Origin of the sequence: Micromonospora sp. NBRC 107095, from assembly GCF_030269705.1 — a bacterium.
GTDB lineage: Bacteria > Actinomycetota > Actinomycetes > Mycobacteriales > Micromonosporaceae > Micromonospora > Micromonospora parva.
In genome coordinates this window covers 70,808-91,670 of record NZ_BSTU01000002.1, presented here as the reverse complement: position 1 = coordinate 91,670, position 20,863 = coordinate 70,808, and the positions used below count along the sequence as shown (strand labels likewise).

Here is a 20,863-nt window from a genome sequence, read left to right as displayed (position 1 = left end):
CAGCCGGCTCGGTCCGTGGTGACGTCAGTTCATGGTGAAGTCACCGGCGTGCGAGCCGGCTGCCTAAACCATCGATAGGAACGCGTCACCCGGCCAGCGTACCCGACCGGACGCGGTCACCCGGCCTGTCGTCCCAAGATGCGGAGCGAACATCGCGTGCCAGGGGCGCGGTCGGGGTAACAGGGGTCCCATGACACACGAACAGAGCGATCAGGACCGCGTGGAGTCCCGGGCACACCACCTCCTGCCCGAGGAGACGGCGGTGGGCAGCGACGACCCCGAGGCGCAGGCGGAGGCCATCCTCAGCGAGTCGGACATTCGCACGGCGGACCAGAACGCCGCCCCCGACACGGTGCTGGAACGTCGTACCTCGGATCAGACCGTGGTCGCCGTCGAACCGCCGGACTGAGCGGTCGCCCCGCGCGCCCGGCGCGACCCCCGGTAGGTCTGGTCGCGCAGCCAGGCCAGCGGACCTGCCATCCGCAGTTCGGCTGGCAGGTTGCGCGTCGGGTCGAACGCGAGCGCCGCGTCCTGCTCGGCGCTGAGCTGAGCACCGAGGCTGACCTGCCCGACCAGCCGCCACGGCCCCACCGCCGACGCGACCGCGAGCACCAGGCGCGGGGTGTCCGTCCGCGTCGCGGCGGCCACCGTGGCCAGGCTGCGGCCCAGGTCGGCCGCGTCGGGGTCGGCCAACGCGGCCAACCAGAGGCGTCGCCGACCCGCGCGGTAGCACGTGATCGTGCTGTACGTGCCGGTGAAGCGGCGTCGGGGCAGCGGCAGGTTCCGCAGCACCGGGGCCGCGCCGCTGGAGCTGACCAACAGGTCGAACGGCCGGCCGCCGTCGCGGTGCAGGCGCAACGCGAGGCCCAGTACGTCGGGCCAACTGCCCGGCGTGGGCGTGCCCTTGGAGAGCCGGACGGTGGTCCGGTACCGGCCGGGGTCGTCGAGCAGCGCGACCCCGGTGGGAGGCCCCGGCGTACCCCAGATCACCGTCTCGCCGACGAACGAGCGACCGGCCGGATGCAGCAACCGGCCGCGGCGCAGCCGGCCGAGTGCGGTGCTGGCGCCTTCGACGGCGGTGGCGGCCCGGGACGGGGGCGGGGTGACGGTCATTCCCCTCCGGTACCCCGCACGGCCGCACCGATGCCGCCCCGGTCGGCTCGCCGACCGACAGCGCGTCACCTTTCCGCCCCCGAGATCGGATAGCGTCGGGGGCATGCCCGACAGCGGTTACCCCTGGCCCATTCAGACGTCCCGACTGGACAACGGCCTGCGCGTGGTGGTGAGTGAGGACCGCACCGCGCCCGCCGTGGCCGTCAACCTCTGGTACGACGTCGGCTCCCGGCACGAGCCGGCCGGGCAGACCGGTTTCGCCCACCTCTTCGAGCACCTGATGTTCGAAGGCTCGGTGAACGTGGCGAAGACCGAGCACATGAAGCTGATCCAGGGCTCTGGCGGCTCGCTCAACGCCACCACCAACCCGGACCGGACCAACTACTTCGAGACGGTCCCGGCCGAGCACCTGGAGCTGGCGCTCTGGTTGGAAGCAGACCGGATGGGTGGCCTGGTCCCCGCCCTCACCCAGGAGACGCTGGACAACCAACGGGACGTGGTCAAGAACGAGCGCCGGCAGCGCTACGAGAACGTGCCGTACGGGGACGCCTGGCTGCGACTGCTGCCGATGCTCTACCCGCCGGGGCACCCCTATCACCACGCCACGATCGGTTCGATGGCCGACCTGAACGCCGCCGACCTCGCCACCTTCCAGGCGTTCCACCAGACCTACTACGCGCCGAACAACGCGGTGCTCACCGTGGTCGGCGACGCCACCGCCACCGACGTGTTCGCGCTCGCCGACAAGTACTTCGGCGCGCTGCCCGCCCGCGACGACATCCCGCCGGCACCGGACGGCCGCAGCGTCCCCGCCACCGGGCAGACGGCCGTGGAGGCGGTCAGCGCCGACGTGCCGGCGCCGAGGGTGTACATCGCCCACCGCAGCTACCCGTTCGGCAGCCCGGGGTACGACGTGATCACCGTGCTCGCCACGGTCCTCGGCAGCGGCCGGGGCAGCCGGCTCTACCAGCGCCTCGCCGACGGCGAGAGGATCGCGCAACCGGACCTGGTCGGGGCGTACGGGGTGGACCTCGCGCACGGCCCGGCACCACTGATCGCCACCGCCACCGCCCGTCCCGGAGTGAGCGCCGAGCGGCTGGCCGAAGGGCTGGCCGAGGTCGTCGACGAGCTGGCCACCGTACCGGTCACCGCCGCCGAACTGGACCGGGCCAAGGCGTTGCTCAGCACCGGGTGGTGGCGTCAACTGTCCACCGTCGACGGCCGCGCCGACCTGCTCGGCCGGTACGCCACGCAGTTCGGTGACCCGGCCCGCGTCGCCGACCACCTGCCGGCGCTGCTCGCGGTCACCGCCGAGCAGATCGCCGAGGCCGCCGCCGACGTGCTCGCCACCGACCGGGTGACCTTGACCTACCTGCCCGAGGAGACCTCATGACGCTGATCGCCGACCGTCCCGGCCCGGGTGCCGCCCGCCCGTACCGGTTCCCGCCGGTGGTCCGCCGCGCCGTGGCCGGTGGTCAGGTCGTCGCCGCGCACCTGCCGGGGCAGAACCTCGCGGTGGCCCTGCTGCTGCTCGACGTGGGTGCGGGCCAGGAGCCGGTCGGCAAGGAGGGCCTGTCCGGTGTGCTGGCCAAGGCGTTGGAGGAGGGGACCGCGCAGCGGGACGCCGCCGCGTACGCGCTCGCCGTCGAAGGGCTCGGCACCGCGTTGTCGACCGGCCTGGACTGGGACTCGTTCCAGGCCAGCGTGGTGATCCCGGTGGACCGGCTGAACGCGGCAGTGGAGTTGCTGGCCGAGGCGGTCCGCACGCCCAGGCTGGACCCCGCCGACGTGCGCCGGGTCCGCGACGACGAGGCGACAGCCCTCCGCATGGACTGGGCCAACCCCGGCCCGCGTGCCGACGCCGCGCTGCGGGCCGACCTGTTCGGCGCGCAGAACCGCTGGGGGCGGCCGATGCACGGCGACCCGGAGTCGGTCGCCGGGTTGGACGTGGAGGACGTCACCGTCTTCCACTCCGAGTGGTTCCTGCGCCCCGGCACCCTGATCGTCGCCGGTGACCTGGACCGGATCGACCTGGACGCGCTGGCCGCCGCGGCGTTCGCCGGCACCGGTGGTGGCCCCGCCGAGCGCGGCGGCCCCCTTGAGGTGCCGATGCACGAGGGTCGTCGGATCATCCTGGTGGACCGACCCGGGTCGGTGCAGTCGACGCTGCGGCTGGGCCACCCGGCACCACACCGGGCGCACCCCGACCATGTGCCGATGACGCTCGCCGGCACGGTGCTCGGCGGTGCGTTCACGTCCCGACTCAACCACCTGCTGCGCGAGGTCCGCGGCTACACCTACGGCATCCGGGCTGACTTCGCCGCGTCGCGGCGGTTCGGTCGGTTCGCGGTCAGCTCCGGGGTGCAGACGGCGGTCACCGCGCCGGCCCTGGTCGAGGCGGTGGGCGAGATCACCCGTACCCAGGCCAGTGGGGTGACCGAGGACGAGCTGGAGGTGGCCCGCTCCTGGCGGGCCGGGCAGCTCTCGGTCGAGTTGCAGAGCCCTCGGGCGATCGCCTCCGCGCTGACCACCCTGGTGGTGCACGATCTGCCGGACGACTACCACGCGCGGTTGCGGGAGTCGCTGCTCTCCGCCGACGTGGCGCAGGTCTCCGCGGCGGCGGCCACCCACCTGCACCCGGAGGCCCTGACCCTGGTCATCGAGGGCGACGCCGCAGCCATCCGCGACGATCTCCAGGCCACCGCCCTGGGCGACCTCCTCCCCTAATCCCATCCACCCACCCGCCGCCTCCGGCCCTCCCCGCCCTCCGCTTCGTTGACCATGAAGTTGTTGTCACCTCCGACGGCGTGTCGCGACAACAACTTCATGATCGACGGGGGTCAGGGTGGGGGAGGGTTGGGTGTGAGGTGGGACCCGGGGGGTGGGAAAGGGCTCCCGGTTCCGGGGGTCGGGTCGGTAGCCTCGCGGGCATGAGGATCGGCATTGTGGGGGCCACCGGCCAGGTCGGTGGCGTGATGCGGCAGGTGCTGGCGGAGCGGGAGTTCCCGGCGGAGCAGGTGCGGTTGTTCGCCTCGGCGCGGTCAGCCGGGCGTACGCTGCCGTGGCGCGACGGCGAGGTGATCGTCGAGGACGCGGCCAGCGCCGACTACTCCGGGCTGGACATCGTGCTCTTCTCGGCCGGTAAGGGCACCGCCCGGGAGATGGCCCCCCGGGTCGCCGAGGCCGGCGCCGTCGTGATCGACAACTCCTCGGCGTTCCGGATGGACCCCCAGGTGCCGCTGGTGGTCGCCGAGGTCAACCCGCACGCCGCGGCGGACCGGCCGAAGGGCATCATCGCCAACCCCAACTGCACCACGATGGCCGCGATGCCGGTGCTGCGTCCGCTGCACGCCGAAGCCGGCCTGGTCGGCCTGGTCGTGTCGACGTACCAGGCGGTCTCCGGTGCCGGGCTGGCCGGCGTCGCCGAGCTGGACGAGCAGGTCCGCAAGGTGGCCGAGCACGCCACCGGGCTGGCCTTCGACGGGTCGGCCGTGGAGTTCCCCGCGCCGCGTTCATTCGCCCAGCCGATCGCCTTCAACGTGCTCCCGCTCGCCGGCTCGATCGTCGACGACGGCTCGTTCGAGACCGACGAGGAGCAGAAGCTCCGCAACGAGAGCCGCAAGATCCTGGAGATCCCCGACCTGTTGGTCTCCGGCACCTGCGTCCGGGTCCCCGTCTTCACCGGGCACTCGCTCCAGATCAACGCCCGGTTCGCCCGGCCGCTCACCCCGCAGCGCGCCCACGAGCTGCTGGCCGACGCACCCGGGGTGGCGTTGACCGACGTCCCGACGCCGTTGCAGGCCGCCGGCCAGGACCCGACCTACGTGGGCCGGATCCGCGCCGACGAGACGGTGGAACACGGGCTGGCCCTCTTCTGCTCCAACGACAACCTGCGCAAGGGCGCCGCGCTCAACGCGGTGCAGCTCGCCGAGCTGGTCGCCGCCGAGCGCCGCTGACCGGCACCGGTCGCCACACCACAGGCCCTCGAAACCCGACAAGCACCGAGCCCTCGCCGCCCGTCGGCGAGGGCTCGCCGCGTTCCGGGTGGTCGCACTGTCGTCGTGCGCGCTCGACCTCGGTCGCCCGAAAGCTCTGGACGGAAGCCAGCGCCGTTGCGGGTGGTCGCCCGCGAGGGCCGGCGGGTCGTGCTTGGATGGGTCGGAGACGATCGTCCAACCTGGAGGACACCATGCCCGACGACCGCACCCAGCAGGCGTTGACCGACCTGGTGGCCGGCCACTCGATGGGCGTGCTCGCCACCATCAAGCGGGACGGGCGTCCGCAGCTGTCCACGGTGCTCTACTCCTTCGACCGGGACGCCGGCCTGATCCGGGTCTCGGTCACCGACTCTCGGGCGAAGACCGCCAACCTGCGCCGCGACCCCCGGGCCAGCTTCCACGTCAGCAGTCAGGACGGCTGGGCGTACGCGGTGGCCGAGGGGCGCGCCGAGCTGACCCCGCCGTCCGCCGAACTCGGCGACGACACGGTCGAGGAGTTGGTGGCGCTCTACCGGGCGCTGAGCGGCGAACACCCCGACTGGGACGAGTACCGCCAGGCCATGGTCGACGAGGGGCGGATCGTGTTGCGGCTGCACGTGGAGCGGCTCTACGGGATGCCGCCGCAGGGCTGAACCCGACCGGTCAGCCCGGTTCGATCACGGTCACGCCGGGCCACCGCTGCGCCGGCCGGTGCCGGGCCAGCCGTCGCCGGGACAATGCCACACCCACCCGGGCCGGGTTGTGTCGCCACACCCCACCCAGCAGGTCCGCGAGGCCGTACGGCGCGCAGACCTCCAGCCGGTCGGCCGAGTCCAGGCGGACGGCCACCGCCGTCGCGTACTCCGGCCAGGTGGCGACCGCCTCGGCCACATCGCGGTACGGCGTGATCGGTTCGCCGCCGAACTTCGCCGCGTACCAGGTGTGCACTGCCGCCTGGTTGCGCGCCTCCCACGGCGGTTGCGGCCACGCCGCCGTCAGCCGGGCGGTGGCCCGGTCGTCGTCCTCGCGGGTCAGCCGGGTCGGGTCGAAGAAGACCACGTCCACGTCCCGGACCGTCGCCGGATCGAACCCGTGTCCGTACCGTTCGCCCCAGACCAGGTCACGCAGGACGCCCGCGCCGATCCAGGCGTCCGGGAGCCCTGAGTCGCGCACCACTGTCAGCGCCCGCGTCAACCATCGGTTGCCGGCGACCAGCTCCCGCAGCTCCGACTCGTCCGCCACCATCGGCCCACCGTAGGCGGCCACCCCGGGGCGCGCTGCCCCCGAGCGGGTTGGCGGATGGCGGGTACGAGGTGCGGCGCGTGCGAGCGCCGGTAGCCACCGGCGGCCGGGCGTTACCCGGTGCCGGACGGCGGGTAGACGGGCCGTGCCGACACCGAGAGGGGAGCACCATGACAACGGTCGGAGAGTTCATGACGACCCGGTTGGTGACGATGGACGGCAACGACACGCTCATCGCGGCCGCGCAGGAGATGCGTGACAGCGCGATCGGAGATGTGGTGGTGACCGACGGCGACAGTGTGGTCGGCATCGTCACGGACCGGGACATCACGGTCCGAGGTGTCGCGGAGAACATGGACCCGGGCTCGACCCGGTTGAATCAGGTCACCACTCGCGACGTGATCACGGTGAGTCAGTACGACGATGCCGTGGCCGCCGCCGACCTGATGCGGACGTACGCCGTACGCCGGTTGCCGGTGATCGACGACGGACGCCTGGTTGGCCTGGTCTCGATGGGTGACCTCGCGGTCGAGCGTGAACCGCAGTCGGTCCTGGCCGACATCAGCGCCGACGACCCGAACAACTGACCGTCCGCCGCGGCAGACGTGCGCCGGCTCTCCTCCAGGGAGGGCCGGCGCGCGTTCTGTCCCCCACCCCTCCCCGCGTGATCAAGAAGTTTGCGTCACGACACGCCCCGGTGCTGACGCAAACGTCTCAATCACCGAAGCAAGGGGGTCACCTGATTTGGGTGAGGTTGGGCCAGGGGGGCGGCGGGGACCCGTGCGGGGACGTGCAACGCCGGCCGTCCGCGCGACGCGAGCGCGGTGGGTGGGATCCCCGGCCCGGCAACTGGGAGGAGTGGACCCGATGGTGGACGCGACCACGAGGTTCTTCGAGGACCTGGACCGGCGGGGGTACGAACCCCTGCTGGCCAAGACCTCCGGGACGCTGCGGATCGACCTGCACGAGGGGGCGCAGACCAGGCACTGGCTGCTGAAGATCGATCGCGGCCGGCTCAATGTCAGCCAGGAGGACCAGGAGGCCGACACGGTGATCGGCGCGAGCCCGGTCCTCTTCGACGACATCGCCTCGGGGCGCGAGCACGGCCTGGCCGCGCTGCTGCGCGGCGACATGACGGCGTCGGGCGACCTTCGGCTGGTCGTACAGGTGGAGCGGATCTTCCCGGGGTCACCGGACGCCCGTGGGCCACGTCGACGTTTCGCCGGGGAGGTGCACTGATGGGGCAGAGCAACACGATCCGGATCCTGGACGGCAACACGTTCGTCGTCTGCGAGGACACCGGTGACATCGAGGCGACGCCGAGCGAGCCCACCGGGCTCTTCTCCATCGACACCCGGTTCCTGTCGACCTGGGTGCTGACCGTCAACGGTGAGCGACTCAACTCGCTCTCCTTCGACGACCTGCAGTACTTCGAGTCGCGCTTCTTCCTGGTCCCCGGGATGGCCACGCACTACGTGGACGCGAAGCTGTCGATCATCCGGGAGCGCGCGGTGGGCGGCAGCTTCCGGGAGCAACTGACCATTCTCAACCACGACGAGAAGCCGGTCGACCTGGAAGTCCGGATGGACGCGGCGTCTGACTTCGCCGATCTGTTCCAGGTCAAGGACGAGATCCTGAACAAGAAGGGCGAGATCTACACCGAGGTGGAGCCGGACCGGCTGCGGCTGGGCTACCGGCGGGGAAACTTTCGGCGGGAGACGGTGATCTCGTCGTCGATGTCGGCCCGGTACGACAGCAAGGGCTTCGCGTACACCGTCCACCTGGAGCCGAACGAGCAGTGGGAGGCCTCGATCGAGGTCGAGACCAACGCGGTCGGGCCCACCGGCCGGGACCTTCGCCTGGGGCTGCGCAAGCACGACACCGAGCGGCTCGCTCTGCAGCACGACCTGGAGCAGTGGATCGCCGACGCGCCGAAGGTCAACAGTGAGCACGGCCGGGTGGCCAGCACGTACCGGCGGAGCCTGATCGACCTGGCGGCGCTGCGCTTCTCGCCGCTGTCGCTGGGCGGCGCCACCCTGCCGGCTGCCGGTCTGCCCTGGTTCATGACCATGTTCGGCCGGGACAGCATCCTCACCTGCCTGCAGACGCTGCCGTTCACCCCGCAGTTGTCGAAGACGACGCTGCGCATCCTGGCGTCCCTGCAGGGCAGCCGGTTCGACGACTTCCGGGACGAGGACCCGGGGCGCATCCTGCACGAGATGCGCTACGGCGAAACCGCCGCCTTCGAGGAGCAGCCACACTCGCCGTACTACGGCTCGGTGGACGCGACACCGCTGTTCATCGTGCTGCTCGACGAGTACGAGCGGTGGAGCGGGGACGTCGAGCTGGTCAAGGAGCTGGAACAGGAATCCCGGGCGGCGCTGAGGTGGATCGACAACTACGCCGACCTGATCGGCAACGGCTACATCTGGTACGAGCGCCGCAACACCGACACCGGCCTGGAGAACCAGTGCTGGAAGGACTCCTGGGACTCGATCTCCTACTCCGACGGCACGCTGCCGCCGTTCCCACGGGCCACCTGCGAGGTGCAGGGGTACGCGTACGACGCGAAGATCAGGGCGGCCCGGTTGGCTCGCGAATTCTGGGGTGACCCGGAGTTCGCCGATCAGTTGGAGCGGGAGGCTGCGCAGCTCAAGGAGCGGTTCAACCGGGACTGGTGGGTGGACGACGGCGAGTATTTCGCCCTGGCCCTGGACCCGGACGGCCGCCAGTGCGACATCCTCAGCTCCAACATCGGTCACCTGCTGTGGAGTGGGATCGTCGAGCCCGAGCGGGCGGAGAAGCTGGCCGCACACCTGGTCGGGCCGCGCCTGTTCTCCGGCTGGGGGGTGCGGACGCTCGCCGACGGGGAGGCGCGGTACAACCCCATCGGCTACCACAACGGCACGATCTGGCCGTTCGACAACTCGTTCATCGCCTGGGGTCTGCGCCGCTACGGCTTCGCCGAGGAAGCCGCGACCATCGCCAACGGCATCCTGGACGCGGCAACGTACTTCGACGGCCGGTTGCCGGAGGCGTTCGGCGGCTACCCGCGGGAGCTCACCAAGTTCCCGGTGGAGTACCCGACGGCGTGCAGCCCGCAGGCGTGGTCGACGGGCACGCCGCTGTTGTTGCTGCGCACCATGCTCGGTCTGGAACCGCACGAGGGTCACCTGGCGGTCGAGCCCCGGCTGCCGGTCGGGATGGGCCGCATCGAGGTGTTGGACATCCCGGGTCGGTGGGGTCGGGTGGACGCGTTCGCCCGGGGTCGACTGGACCTGAACGCCCTCACCGACTGACCGACCCGACCGCCGAACCGGCGGCGGCGCCCACCACCCGTGCCGCCGCCGGTTCGCCACCCAGCCGATCTCCAGCCGGTCAGGGTAGATTCTGCGAATGCCGGAGCTCGTGTACCCGCCCGTTATCGCCACCGCCAAGACGCTGTTCCGGGTCCTCGACCTGAAGATCACCATCGAGGGCGCCCACCACGTACCCCGCACTGGTGGGGCGGTGCTGGCCAGCAACCACGTGAGCTACCTCGACTTCATCTTCGCCGGTCTGGGCGCGAACGCGTCGGGTCGGCTGGTTCGGTTCATGGCCAAGGAGTCGGTCTTCGCGCACCGGATCTCCGGCCCGCTGATGCGCGGCATGCGGCACATCCCGGTGGACCGGCAGGCCGGCGCGGCCTCGTTCCGCGCCGCCGTGAGCGCGCTCAAGCAGGGCGAGGTCGTCGGTGTCTTCCCCGAGGCGACGATCAGCCGGTCGTTCACCGTCAAGGAGCTCAAGAGCGGCACGGTCCGGATGGCCCGCTCGGCGAAGGTGCCGGTGCTGCCCGTCGCGTTGTGGGGCACCCAGCGCCTCTGGACCAAGGGCCGCCCACGCACCCTGACCCGCCGGCACACGCCGATCACCATCCTGATCGGCGAGCCGATCAATCCGGCGGACTTCCCGGACCCGAACGTGTTGGCCGCAGAGCTGACCACCCGGCTCAGTGCCCTCGTCGACCGGGCGCAGCGGGACTACCCGGACACTCCGGCCGGCCCGGATGACACCTGGTGGCAGCCCGCGCACCTGGGCGGCAGCGCGCCCACGCCGGAGGAGGCCGCCGCGCTGGACGCCGCTGCCGAAGAGCGCACCCCCAGCGTCTGACACCGGGTTGGCCGGATCGTTCCGCACCCGGTCAGGATGGTGTCTGCCGTTGTGAACGTCGTCGGACCAGTATCGAGGTCATGAGCAGAGCAGCACTCGTCGTGATCGACGTACAGGAATCATTCCGCCAGCGCCCGATCTGGGCGTACGGCTCCAACCCCGACATGATCCGCCAGGTCGACCGGCTGGTGGCTGCCGCCCGGCAGCGCGGCGACCTGGTGGTCTGGGTCCTGCACTCGGAGCCCGGCACGGGCGGGTTGTTCGACCCCGCCCTCGGGTACGTGCGGCTGATCGACGGGCTGGTCCCCGCCGATGGTGAGCCGACAATGGTCAAGACGGCGCACAACGCCTTCACCACGACGAACCTCCAGCAGCTGCTCACCCAGGCGGGCATCACCGACATCACCGTCTGCGGCATCCGCACCGAGCAGTGCGTGGAGACCACCACCAGGGTCGGCGCCGACCTCGGCTACCGGATGACCTTCGTCACCGACGCCACGCTGACCTTCCCCATCCCGCACCGGGACCTGCCGGACACCGCCACCGTCGCGGAGATCCTCGCCGACCCACGCACCCTGACCAACGAGGAGATCGTGACCCGTACCGAGTACGCGCTCGCCGGCCGCTTCGCGACCATCCGGACCGTGGACGAACTGGTCGGCGCGACCCTCGTCGGCAGCGGGGGCTGACGTGATGACCCGGGTCGTCTTCCTGCTGGTCCCACAGTTGCACCTGCTGGACCTCGCCGGGCCGGCCCAGGTCTTCTCCAGCGCCGCCGACCTCGGGTACGACTACCAGCTGCACTACGTCGCGGAACGCGAACAGGTGCCGACGGTGCAGGGCGTACCGCTGGTCGCCGACACCCGGTGGCCCGAACTGGCCCCGGACGACCTGGTGATAGTGCCCGGCTGGCGGCCGGCGGCGCACGGGCCGCAGGGGCCGGTGTCCCCCGGCGACCTGCGGCGGCTCGCCGCGCACCACACGGCCGGGGGCACGGTGGCCAGCGTCTGCGCCGGGGCGTACGCGCTCGGCCGGGCCGGGCTGCTCGACGGCCGCCGCTGCACCACCCACCACGAGGTGCAGGACGACCTGGCGCGCCGGCACCCGGCGGCCCAGGTCGTCCGCGATGTGCTGTACGTGGTGGACGACAGGGTGGTCACCTCGGCGGGCATCGCCAGTGGCATCGACGTGGCGTTGCACCTGGTGGCGACCCGGCACGGCCCGGCGACCGCCGCGAAGATCGCCCGCACGCTGGTCGTCTACGCCCGCCGCAACGGACACGAGCCGCAGGCCAGCGCCCTGATGCGGCACCGTTCACACCTGTCCGACTCGGTGCACCGGGTGCAGGACCTGATCGACGGTCGATACGCCGAGCCCCTGCCGCTGGCCGAGTTGGCCGCCGCCGGCGGCGTTGCCGAACGAACGCTGACCCGGCTGTTCCGGGCGAGCACCGGCCTCACCCCGCTGGGCTACCAGCAGCTGCTCCGGGTGGAACGGGCCGAGCACCTGATCGGGCACGGCAGCACCGTGGAGGCCGCCGCGCGGGCCGTCGGCTTCAGCGATGCCCGGATGCTGCGCCGTCTGCGAGCCCGCCCCACGAGGTCGGCTCCGGTCTTGACCGGTAGTAGTCGTCCCGGGAGTGGAACTCCACCGGCAACGAGCCGGGCAGCGTGATCCGGGTGTCGCCGGCGAGCAGACCGGGGCCGGCCCGCAGCAGCAGCACGTCGCGTTCCTGGGCCGAGAGGTCGACCAGTTGCGGACGGTTGAGCCGGAACAGGGCCACCGCCCGGCGAACCTGACGGGCCAGGGCCACGACCTCGGCGGCGGCTCCGCTGAGCGCCAACGCCGGTTGCTGGATGGTGCGCAGCGCGTCGCAGACGATCAGCAGTTGCAGCGGTGCGTCAGGGGTGGTCGCCGACAACTCCAACCGGGACGGCCACTGCCAACGGATCTGCCCGCTCATCAGGCCGTTGAGCCGAGCGGGCGGCCGGGCGCGGTGCGTGCCGTCGGCGACGAGCGACAGCTGCGAGCCACTGCCCACCCAGCAGATCCGCTGGTCGGTGACGGTCACCTCGACCGGCTCGGGAAGCTCCCAGCGGCGTCGCACCTCGCTCGGCCCGAGCAGGTAGCCCGCGACCAGCAGCCGATGTCGCCCGAGCAATCGTTCACCGGGCCTCGGTCGCAGGTGATAACGGCGGTCCAGGGTCGGGCCCACGTCGTCGTCCGGGGCGTCGAACCGGTGGGGACCGATGAAGAACGGGGACGCATCGGAGTGCATCGTCACGACCTTCCGGTCAGCTGGCTGTGAAGAGAAGCCTCGCGGACCGGAGCGCCCCTGTCATGACGCCTGTTAGGGGGTCGGCCGGTCGTGTGTCGCCTGTGACCGGTAGATGCCGATCTCCTCCGGGCGGACGAGACCGTCCTCGATCGCACGGGCGAGTAGTGCCGCCTTTGTGGCGGCTGGCCGCCCCGCCCGGGTGTACTTGATGCGCGCACGGTCGACGTACTGCTTCACGGTGTGCTCGCTGATCTGCATCCGCCGAGCCACCGACGCCTTGGACATCGACTGGAACCAGAGCAGCAGCGCCTCACGCTCCTTGTCGGACAGCATCGGCCGGTCCGGTCGCGGGTCTCCGACCATCGCACCGGCCAGCGCCGGCGGCACGTACGGGCGGTCGCTCGCGGCGGCCAGCACCGTCTCCACGCAGTGTTCCCGGCCCTCGTGCTTGGCCAGGAACGCCACCGCCCCGGCGTCCAGCGCGGCCAGCATCGTCTGCGGGTCGGTGTGCTCCGAATAGACCACCACCCGCCGCCCGGCGGCGCTCAGCTCGGCCAACTTGTCCAACGCCATCCGCCCGTGCAACCGCAGGTCGAGCAGGACGACGGCGGCGTCCGGGGCGGCCCGCAGCACCTCGTCCGGGTCGTCGCCGGTGGCGAGCACCGTGAGGCGCGGCTCGGTGGCGAGCCAGGCGCGGACTCCCTCGACCACCACCGGGTGGTCGTCGACGATCGCCACCCCGACCGGCTGATCGCCGCTCACCGCCGCCATCGGGTCTGCGCCCATCTGATGTTCCCGTCCCGTTCGTAGAGGTACTGCACCAGCCCGTCGTCACGGTCCCCGGGCGGTGGGCCGGTCGCCTCCGGGCCTTCCCGGTCCGGAGTGACCAGGCTGACCACCACCTCGTCCGGGCCGGAGACCACTGTCAGCCGCGCCCATTCCCGGGCGTCAGCGAGGGTGCCGGTGAGCGGGTCGGCCAGCCGGCGGCGGACCTCCACCGGCAGCGGCGGCGGGGTGCCGATGGTGACCAGGTCGATCGGCAGGCCGCTGCGTTCCGCCAGGTCGGCGGCGGCGCGCAACTCGTGCAGCAACGGGTCGGGCACATCGTCGGACTCGGCGATCAGCCGGCGTAGCCGGGCGGCGGCCAACATGCACCGGCGCTGCACCTCCGGGTCGCCCGGGTCGGCCTGCCCGGCGGCGAGGTCACCGAGGACCCGCCCGGCCGCCGAACTGACCAGGGTGAGCCGGTCGCGGCGTTCCTGGCGGCCATGTTCGGCGGCATCCCGCTCGGCGGCCATCGCGTGACCGGCGGCCGAGACGGCGGCCCGCTCCCGAGCCAGGCCGACGATGACGGCGCTGCCCACGAAGACCGCCACCGGCAGCGAGAACGTGCCGTAGACGTACATCACGTAGCGGGCCACGTCGGCCGGGTCGGCGCCGTGCCCCAGCACGGCCACCAGGGCGATCAAGGCGTGCGTGCTCAGCAGCGCGATCAGCCCCAACACGCGCTGGCCCCACACCGCCAGCACGAAGAACCAGCCGAGCGTGCCCCACACCCAGTTGGCGGCCGTGAACAGCTGCCGCTCGCCGGCCGCGGCGAAGACGGCCGCGTCGACGACCAGCAGCAACACGGCCAGCGGCCACGGCGGCAGCGGCGAGCCCCGCAGCAGCCGTACCCCGGCCACCGCGCCGGTCACGGCGACCAGTATCCAGGCACCGATCACCACTGCGGGCGCGGCGAACTCCGCGCGGGCGGCCAGCACCGCCGGCAGCGCGATCGCGACGTGCCAGGCCAGCGCGATGACGACAGCGGCGATCCGGGCGCCCCGGTCGGAGGCGTGCGCGACGGCGGCCGGCGCGGCGAGTGCCTCGGGGGAGACCGGCTCCCGGGGCGTCGGAACGCCGGCCCGGGTCGGTGCCTCGGGAGCGTCGGTGAGGTACGCAGGGGCGTTCAGGTCAGCCGACACCGGGCCACTCCAGTCGAATCCGGGTGCCCATCCCGACCACCGAGTGCACCTCGGCACGCCCACCGACGGTTGCCATCCGGCCCCGGATGGACTCGCGCAGCCCGTACCGGTGCGGTGGGACGGTGGCCAGGTCGAAGCCGGGACCGTCGTCGGCGACCTCGACCACCACGCCGATCGCGTCGCGGGCCAGACGCAGCGTGGCCTCGGCACCGGGCGCGTGGCGGACCACGTTGGACAGCGCCGCGTAGGCGCTGTCGCTGATCGCGTCGGCCACCCCGAGCGGGACGGCGCAGGACGTCAGGTCCAGCCGTACCGCGAGCTCGGGTAGCCGTTCGACCACCGACCGCAACCGTCCGTCGAGCGGGACCGGGCCGTCGCCGGCCACCGGGCCGACGTCGCTGAGCGAGACGAGGGTACGCAGGTCGGCCGCGCACCGGTCCCGGAAGACGGCCGAGGGACCGGCCACCGCGCCCAGCCCCACCATGGTCAACGTTCCGAGCACGGTGTCGTGCAGGTCGCGGTTCTGCTGGCGTTCGGCCTCGCGGGCGGCGCGGGCGACCAACGCCTCCCGGGTCAGCCGCTGGTGTGCGGCGAAGGCGCGGTCCGCCCGGCCGATGCGTCGCCGCATGACCCCCGCCATCATCGCCGTGCAGGCGGTCTGGGCCAGCAGCGTGGCCGCGTGCGCCCGCGCCTCGGTGGGGTTGCCGGCCGCCTGGGCGCCGGTCACGTAGGTGACGATCACGAGCAGTCCGGCGGGGATCGACCAGCGCGCCAGGGCGGTGGCCTGTGTGTTGATCACCGTGGTGCTGGCCAGCACGGCGATCCAACTGCCCTCGCCGGGCAACACCTCGGGTGCCACCAGCACGGGGATGAGGAGGCAGGCCGACGCGGTGACCGCGACGTCACCAGCGACGAGGGCGGGGCCGATGCCGTGGCGCAACGCGCGGTGGGCGTACCAGAGGGACCAGCCGGTCAGCACGCCGACAGCGGGCAGCAACACCGCCTGCTCGACCGGCGGGGTCTGCACGGACACGGCCACCGCCGCGCCGAACAGCCCGCAGGTCAGCCGCAGCAACGCCGGCAACGTGGTGAAGATGAGCCCCAAGGCCCCGCCGGCCGGATTGTCCAACGTGGGCGGTGGCACGGCTGGAGTGGCAACGGCCGGCATCGGGAAGTGCCCCTCCGACAACGACCCGGTCCGGGTCCACACGGTGCAGATCGACATCGGACAATAGCATGTCGGCTGACATCTGATGACCCCTAGTGTACGGAGTATCGCTAATGTGTCACTCTGTGCCGCGACTGGGGGAGTCCGCCCCGGGTGCCGCGACCGGTCGGAACCGAGCACACCCGCCGTCCGTCTCATCCTCGGGTGAAAGGATGGTGAGCCGGATGCGCTCGTCCCGGACGGTACTGGCGGTGGCACTGCTCGGCTTGGCACTGAGTGGTTGCGGTGGCACGGACAACGGGCCGGGCGAGGCCGCCGAGCCCGCCCCGGCCCAGATCGTCGACACGTGGACCTCCTGTGCCAAGGATGCCCCCGGAGCCGGCGAGACGATCACGTTGCCGCGCACGCAGACGCCACCACCAGCCTCGAAAGAACCGGCGGCCGGTCGGATCGACCCCACGTTCACCCCGGTGGCGGCCGTGATCTGCGGCCGGGAGACCCGGCCGGGCCGCCGGGGCGGCCAGCAGCAGATGGCCACCGAGCGGCGCGCCGACGAGATCGCACCGCTGCTCGCCGCGCTGCGCCTGCCCAGCGAGCCGACCGGCGGGAAGGTCGCCTGCACCCTCGACATGGTCGTCCCGCCGTGGCTGGCCCTGCTGGACGACCGGGGGCGTTGGCTGCGACCCCAGATCCCGACCGACGCCTGCGGCAAGCCGCGCCGCGAGGTCATCGCGGCCCTGGCCGGGCCGCAGTGGAGCACGGTGGACACCCGTACCATCGGGCAGGTCGAATCCGCGGCGGCCGAGGCCGCCGGATGCGCCCAGCAGTGGACGGACATGGTGTGGGTGGAAACCAGGAGCCGTCGCCCCGGGCCGGCCGGGCCGGTCGCCCGACCGGCCGCCGGGCCGCTGCGCCTCTGCGTCTACCAGGTGCCCGAGTCGCTCCAGGAGGGCGAAAAGCCGGCCGGCGATTTCGTGTACGGCGGGCCACTGCCAACCGAGCGCCAGGCGGGTGTGCTCCGGGCGCTGAACAACCGCCGGGCGGTGGTCGACTGTGCCACCCCGGCGACCCGCTTCGCGGTGCTGCGACCGCTCGACGGGGATCGCCCCGACTGGTACGTGGAACTCGACGGCTGCCGACGGTTCCTCGTCACGCCACCGATCGGTGCAGCCCAGCTCGGCCAGGGTGACGACGCGCTGGCCGATCTGCTGGGGCCGATCTGATCCGGCCGCCCGGTCACCAGGTGTCCGGGCGGTCGGGGTCGGCGGCCGGCCGGTACCCCGCGAGGACCGCCAAGCCCTCCGCCTCGGTGTAGCCGTCCCCCCACCCCTTGCGGAACGCCTCCACGACGAACGGCTTGACGGTCATCTCCAACACGTCACTGCCCTGCCGGCGGGCCCGGTAGGGGCCGGCGGTGAGATCCCCGGCCCGGGCCCCGCCGGCCCGGGCGGGTTGCGCCCGAACAGTCAGCCAGCGACCGGATGCGTCACCGACCACGAGAGCGCCCTCGACGAACGACCCCCGCGCCGACCGGCCGAACGTGACCGAGCATTCGAGCAACCGTCCGCCGGGCGGCACCGACTCCAGGCGGAACGGCACGACACAACGGTGCGCGCCATCGAACCGGACCCGGCCGGCCGTGCCCGCCGCCTCGTCCCGGGTGGTCGCGTAGGTGTCCAGTTGGGCCCAGAGCCCGTCGGCGGGTTGCCAGCGAACGAACCACAACTGCCGGTCACCGGACGGGTCGAACCAGGCGACACCCGGGCGGTCACCGATCCGTACGTCGGAGCGTGGCTGCGGTCGTCCCGCCGACGACAACGTCTGCTGAAGTTCGTCCAGCAACACCTCGGTGCGGGCCAGCGCGAACCGGGCCTGCCCGCCCTGGCCCCGGAACTCGACGCTCTCGACGCCGCGCCCGGCACGCCACGTCGCGTACTCCGCACCGCTCACCAGGGCGCCGGGCGAGAAGTGCACGGTCGCGGGATCCGCACCCACCTCCTCCGGGCGTACGGTCGCAGCGCTTCGTGCCTCCGGCAACATCAGAGCCGAGGCCGGCATGATCGGGTCGTCGCCGCCCCGGTCGCCCGGCAGCACCAGCACCACCGACGTGAGCGCCACACACGCCGCCACCACGCCCGCTCCGATCAGCCCTCGCCGACGCAGTCGAAGTCGCCGACCGCGAATACGCGCCCGGTGCACGATCGGCGTCGGATCGACGTCGCCGCCGGCACGATGCCTCAGCGTGCTGGCGAGCTGCTCATCAAGGTCGCTGAACATCAGAACTCTCCTGCCCGTGCGGGGGATGCCGCAGCCTGTCGTTGACGCAGCGCCGCCAGGGCCCGCTTCGCGTGGGTGCGTACCGTCCCAGTCGAACAGTCGAGGATCTCCGCGATCGACGCGTCGTCAAGATCCTCGTAGTAGCGCAGGACGATCACCGTGCGCTGACGCGCCGGCAGTGCACAGACCAACCGCCACAGCGCGTCGCGCTCAGCGACCCCGGCTGCCTCGTCCACGTCACCCGCCTGATCGAGTACGGCGGCGACGGTGATCTCCCGGCTGCTGCGCCGACGCCACCAGGATCTGTGGGCGTTGACCAGCATCCGGCGGACGTAGGCGTCAGGACGATCCGTCCGGGCGATCCGCCCCCACCTCGCGTACGCCTGGGCCAGGACCTCCTGCACCAGGTCCTCGGCCCGGTGCTCGTCACCGGTCAGCAACCGGGCGAGCCGCACCAGGGCCGACGTGCGGGCGAACGCGTACTCCTCGAACGTCACGCCCTATTAACGCCGTGGACCGGCCAACCCGTAGACACCTGCCGGGCACATCGTGCGCACCAGGCCTGCGGTGCAGGTGTCAGCCTGCTTCCAGCGGACACGGGACCTGAGGTGCAGCGGCGAGGCTCACTGCGGAGATCCTTTCGGCGAGGTCATACAAAGATCGCGCGCGGGCGGAACATCAGCAATTCTCTGGCTTCCACGCGCCGGCCGCCCGGATGAAAGCAAACGGCAGCAATATCGGCTCGGTCAACAATGCATGGAAGGCTGTAAGTTCTTGGACAGTGAGAGGGGTCGGCATCCGCTGATGCGACATCATCGATCCCGAACACGACGCACATCGGGGAGGCGTCGTGCTGTCGAAAGCAGGAATGCTCTATGCTCTATGCGCTATCAAAGGTCAATGGCGGCCGTCGCGGCCCTCGTGCTCGCGTTCACCGCCCTGTTGACACCAGCCGGAGCGGTCAGCGCAGCGGCCGGAGAAACCGGAGCCGCACACCGGAGCTTCACCGCCCAGGCTCGGGCTGCCGGGCTCACCCTCGGTGAAGCAGAGGAACTTCAGGGGCGGGTTGACGCCTACCTGGTTCAAGCCGGCGGGAGGCAGGTCGCCGCGAACAGGATCGAGTACGGGAGCGGGGGCGGTCTGCTGCTCGCTCTGCCCGGTGAAAAGGCCGCACGTGAACTCGGCCAGCCCATCGGCACCATGGCCGACTGCTGGTACCTCTACTTCTGCGCCTACAGTGCACAGAACTACTACGGGGACATGCGATACGAGGACAGCTGCTCGCAGCTGATTTCGATTCCCTGGTCGTGGGCCGGGTCCTGGAAGAATGCCCAGACCACTGGCACAAGGGCGCGTTTCCTGACCGCCACCCAGGGCCTTTACCAATACTCCGCACCCGCTTCCAGTCGCAATCCGAACTACTCCTGGGCGCCCGTTTACTACATTGATCCCTGCTGACGAGAAGTAGCTGTTCACAGCGCCCCGCCGCCTCGGACGGAGTCGGCGGGGCGCTTCACGGATCGCGTCGCCCGATCTCCCATCGCCGGACGATCTGGATCGGGTTGCCGTCCGGGTCGGCCTCCAGGCGATCAGCGGGCGATCGAGCCACCGGTGCGGCGCGGCAAGGGCAGGCGCGTCGGCCGCCGTGAGTTCGACGACACCTGGCGACGCTATCAACGAAGTCGCCCCTCGCCATGCCCGCGATACTCCGTCGCCGGGCAGAGAGAGCAGGTCAACCCCTGCTGTGTGAAGGCGCGCCCGGCAGGATTCGAACCTGCGGCCTTGGGATTAGAAGTCCCCTGCTCTATCCGCTGAGCTACGGGCGCGTGTGGCGTGGATGTCGCGCCCAGAGGGTACCGCCGTGCCACTGCCCGACGGCGAAAAGGGTGCCCGCGTCCACGTTGCCGAGCAGAGTCTCATGTCCGCCTCGCAGCGGGCATCCGGGTTACCGCGGACCGGCCCTGGACTGGACCGTACCGTTGGCTGGTGTTGCTGGATTCCGACGCCGAGAGCGACGTCGCCTACGAGCTGTGCCAGGTCGTCGGTCGCGCCATCCTGCCGTACCGGTCCTCGGGCGGTTTCGGTACCGCGTTCTTCTTTCGCAGCGGTGACGACCCGGTGGGGGAGTCGTTGTTGACGGCGGCCGACCTGGTGGGCGTTTCCGGGGGCGAGTTGGGCCTGCGGTCGAGCGTCACCGAGCCGGCGGGGGTGGCCCCGGAGGTCATGTCCGAGGCCGAGATCGTGCCTGGTTGGGCTCGCTTCGGGGGCGACGGGGTGGCGGTGTTGCCGACGGCTGGCCTGCACCGGTTCGCCGGTGACGGCGGTTGGCGGTGGCGCGTCCAGCCGGTGCCTGCGGGGATCGCCGCCGGGCCCGAGGTGGTCGCCCGCCTCGGCGCCGACGCCGGTTCCGCTTTCGTGCTGGCCCACGGGGTACGCGAGGACGGGTCGCGCCCGCTGGAGGTCGCGATCGAGCGGGTGGTCCGCGACGGGGACACCGTGCTGATCACCACTGAGCTGCCGCCGGGGTACGTCGGGGCGCCGGTCTTCATCGTCCAGGCCGGCGACACCGGCGACGTCGCGCCGTACTGTCTGGGCCTGGTCCTGCCCGGTGTCGGCGCGCACCCGGTGGCGACCTTCGACCGGATCCGTGCTGTCCTCCCGGCGGCGCCCGGCGACGTCTGAGCCACGCTGT

Annotated in this window: 22 protein-coding genes and 1 tRNA gene; 14 read left to right on the top strand and 9 right to left on the bottom strand. The window is 71.7% G+C overall.

Going from position 1 to position 20,863, the window contains the following annotated elements:
- Nucleotides 1-190 precede the first annotated feature (190 nt).
- Entirely contained in the window at nucleotides 191-409 is a 219-nt protein-coding gene (locus QSK15_RS12720) for a hypothetical protein (RefSeq protein WP_285794451.1), read from the top strand.
- Here the strand turns inward: QSK15_RS12720 and QSK15_RS12715 are convergent.
- Nucleotides 376-1,113 (bottom strand): phosphodiesterase, encoded by a 738-nt coding sequence (locus tag QSK15_RS12715; protein ID WP_285794450.1) that lies wholly within the window; start codon nucleotides 1,111-1,113, stop codon nucleotides 376-378. The two genes, QSK15_RS12720 and QSK15_RS12715, sit on opposite strands and share 34 nt — an antisense overlap.
- A 103-nt stretch (nucleotides 1,114-1,216) precedes the next feature.
- Here QSK15_RS12715 and QSK15_RS12710 point away from each other — a divergent pair, with 103 nt between their 5' ends.
- The 4 genes from QSK15_RS12710 (at nucleotide 1,217) to QSK15_RS12695 (ending at nucleotide 5,743) form a co-directional block, all read left to right on the top strand.
- Nucleotides 1,217-2,506, top strand: a complete 1,290-nt coding sequence (locus QSK15_RS12710; RefSeq protein ID WP_285794449.1) for a M16 family metallopeptidase — start codon at nucleotides 1,217-1,219, stop codon at nucleotides 2,504-2,506.
- Entirely contained in the window at nucleotides 2,503-3,840 is a 1,338-nt protein-coding gene (locus QSK15_RS12705; RefSeq protein WP_285794448.1) for a M16 family metallopeptidase, read from the top strand. The genes QSK15_RS12710 and QSK15_RS12705 overlap by 4 nt, the downstream gene beginning before the upstream one ends.
- A 203-nt stretch (nucleotides 3,841-4,043) precedes the next feature.
- Entirely contained in the window at nucleotides 4,044-5,069 is a 1,026-nt protein-coding gene (locus QSK15_RS12700) for an aspartate-semialdehyde dehydrogenase (protein ID WP_285794447.1), read from the top strand.
- A 233-nt stretch (nucleotides 5,070-5,302) separates the two neighbouring features.
- Nucleotides 5,303-5,743 (top strand): PPOX class F420-dependent oxidoreductase, encoded by a 441-nt coding sequence (locus tag QSK15_RS12695; protein WP_285795103.1) that lies wholly within the window; start codon nucleotides 5,303-5,305, stop codon nucleotides 5,741-5,743.
- Between the two features lie 10 nt (nucleotides 5,744-5,753).
- Here QSK15_RS12695 and QSK15_RS12690 read toward each other — a convergent pair whose 3' ends face one another.
- Entirely contained in the window at nucleotides 5,754-6,335 is a 582-nt protein-coding gene (locus QSK15_RS12690) for a nucleotidyltransferase family protein (RefSeq protein WP_285794446.1), read from the bottom strand.
- Nucleotides 6,336-6,502: 167 nt separating this feature from the next.
- Here QSK15_RS12690 and QSK15_RS12685 point away from each other — a divergent pair, with 167 nt between their 5' ends.
- From QSK15_RS12685 to QSK15_RS12660, 6 genes are all read left to right on the top strand, one after another.
- On the top strand, nucleotides 6,503-6,919 hold the full coding sequence (locus QSK15_RS12685) for a CBS domain-containing protein (protein WP_285794445.1): 417 nt from the start codon (nucleotides 6,503-6,505) through the stop codon (nucleotides 6,917-6,919).
- Nucleotides 6,920-7,199: 280 nt separating this feature from the next.
- Nucleotides 7,200-7,571 (top strand): SCP2 sterol-binding domain-containing protein, encoded by a 372-nt coding sequence (locus QSK15_RS12680; RefSeq protein ID WP_285794444.1) that lies wholly within the window; start codon nucleotides 7,200-7,202, stop codon nucleotides 7,569-7,571.
- Entirely contained in the window at nucleotides 7,571-9,631 is a 2,061-nt protein-coding gene (locus QSK15_RS12675) for an amylo-alpha-1,6-glucosidase (protein WP_285794443.1), read from the top strand. Before QSK15_RS12680 ends, QSK15_RS12675 begins: the two co-directional genes overlap by 1 nt.
- Nucleotides 9,632-9,728: 97 nt before the next feature.
- Nucleotides 9,729-10,481, top strand: a complete 753-nt coding sequence (locus QSK15_RS12670) for a lysophospholipid acyltransferase family protein (RefSeq protein WP_285794442.1) — start codon at nucleotides 9,729-9,731, stop codon at nucleotides 10,479-10,481.
- An 80-nt stretch (nucleotides 10,482-10,561) separates the two neighbouring features.
- Nucleotides 10,562-11,170, top strand: coding sequence for an isochorismatase family protein (locus tag QSK15_RS12665; RefSeq protein WP_285794441.1), 609 nt, complete (start codon nucleotides 10,562-10,564; stop codon nucleotides 11,168-11,170).
- 4 nt (nucleotides 11,171-11,174) lie between these two features.
- A complete protein-coding gene (locus QSK15_RS12660) occupies nucleotides 11,175-12,155 on the top strand; it encodes a GlxA family transcriptional regulator (protein WP_285794440.1) in 981 nt (326 codons plus the stop codon).
- On the opposite strand, the gene QSK15_RS12655 is transcribed toward QSK15_RS12660, so the two are convergent.
- The 4 genes from QSK15_RS12655 to QSK15_RS12640 form a co-directional block, all read right to left on the bottom strand.
- A complete protein-coding gene (locus QSK15_RS12655; protein WP_285794439.1) occupies nucleotides 12,037-12,759 on the bottom strand; it encodes a hypothetical protein in 723 nt (240 codons plus the stop codon). The two genes, QSK15_RS12660 and QSK15_RS12655, sit on opposite strands and share 119 nt — an antisense overlap.
- Nucleotides 12,760-12,831: 72 nt before the next feature.
- The gene (locus QSK15_RS12650) at nucleotides 12,832-13,545 is read right to left on the bottom strand and encodes a response regulator transcription factor (protein ID WP_285794438.1); all 714 of its coding nucleotides are present in this window, start codon (nucleotides 13,543-13,545) and stop codon (nucleotides 12,832-12,834) included.
- Nucleotides 13,518-14,726, bottom strand: a complete 1,209-nt coding sequence (locus tag QSK15_RS12645) for a hypothetical protein (RefSeq protein WP_285794437.1) — start codon at nucleotides 14,724-14,726, stop codon at nucleotides 13,518-13,520. Before QSK15_RS12645 ends, QSK15_RS12650 begins: the two co-directional genes overlap by 28 nt.
- On the bottom strand, nucleotides 14,716-15,894 hold the full coding sequence (locus QSK15_RS12640) for a sensor histidine kinase (RefSeq protein ID WP_352232181.1): 1,179 nt from the start codon (nucleotides 15,892-15,894) through the stop codon (nucleotides 14,716-14,718). Before QSK15_RS12640 ends, QSK15_RS12645 begins: the two co-directional genes overlap by 11 nt.
- 224 nt (nucleotides 15,895-16,118) lie before the next feature.
- Between QSK15_RS12640 and QSK15_RS12635 the strand changes: the two genes are divergently transcribed.
- The gene (locus QSK15_RS12635) at nucleotides 16,119-17,117 is read left to right on the top strand and encodes a hypothetical protein (protein WP_285794435.1); all 999 of its coding nucleotides are present in this window, start codon (nucleotides 16,119-16,121) and stop codon (nucleotides 17,115-17,117) included.
- 13 nt (nucleotides 17,118-17,130) lie between these two features.
- Here QSK15_RS12635 and QSK15_RS12630 read toward each other — a convergent pair whose 3' ends face one another.
- Both QSK15_RS12630 and QSK15_RS12625 read right to left on the bottom strand, forming a co-directional pair.
- Nucleotides 17,131-18,171 carry a hypothetical protein gene (locus QSK15_RS12630; RefSeq protein WP_285794434.1) on the bottom strand — a complete coding sequence of 347 codons (1,041 nt, stop codon included), beginning with the start codon at nucleotides 18,169-18,171 and terminating at the stop codon, nucleotides 17,131-17,133.
- Nucleotides 18,171-18,668 (bottom strand): SigE family RNA polymerase sigma factor, encoded by a 498-nt coding sequence (locus QSK15_RS12625; RefSeq protein ID WP_285794433.1) that lies wholly within the window; start codon nucleotides 18,666-18,668, stop codon nucleotides 18,171-18,173. The genes QSK15_RS12630 and QSK15_RS12625 overlap by 1 nt, the downstream gene beginning before the upstream one ends.
- 403 nt (nucleotides 18,669-19,071) lie before the next feature.
- Here QSK15_RS12625 and QSK15_RS12620 point away from each other — a divergent pair, with 403 nt between their 5' ends.
- A complete protein-coding gene (locus QSK15_RS12620; protein WP_285794432.1) occupies nucleotides 19,072-19,629 on the top strand; it encodes a hypothetical protein in 558 nt (185 codons plus the stop codon).
- A 295-nt stretch (nucleotides 19,630-19,924) separates the two neighbouring features.
- Here the strand turns inward: QSK15_RS12620 and QSK15_RS12615 are convergent.
- A tRNA-Arg gene (locus QSK15_RS12615) sits at nucleotides 19,925-19,997 on the bottom strand.
- 160 nt (nucleotides 19,998-20,157) lie between these two features.
- Between QSK15_RS12615 and QSK15_RS12610 the strand changes: the two genes are divergently transcribed.
- Nucleotides 20,158-20,853, top strand: coding sequence for a hypothetical protein (locus QSK15_RS12610; protein WP_285794431.1), 696 nt, complete (start codon nucleotides 20,158-20,160; stop codon nucleotides 20,851-20,853).
- Nucleotides 20,854-20,863 lie beyond the last annotated feature (10 nt).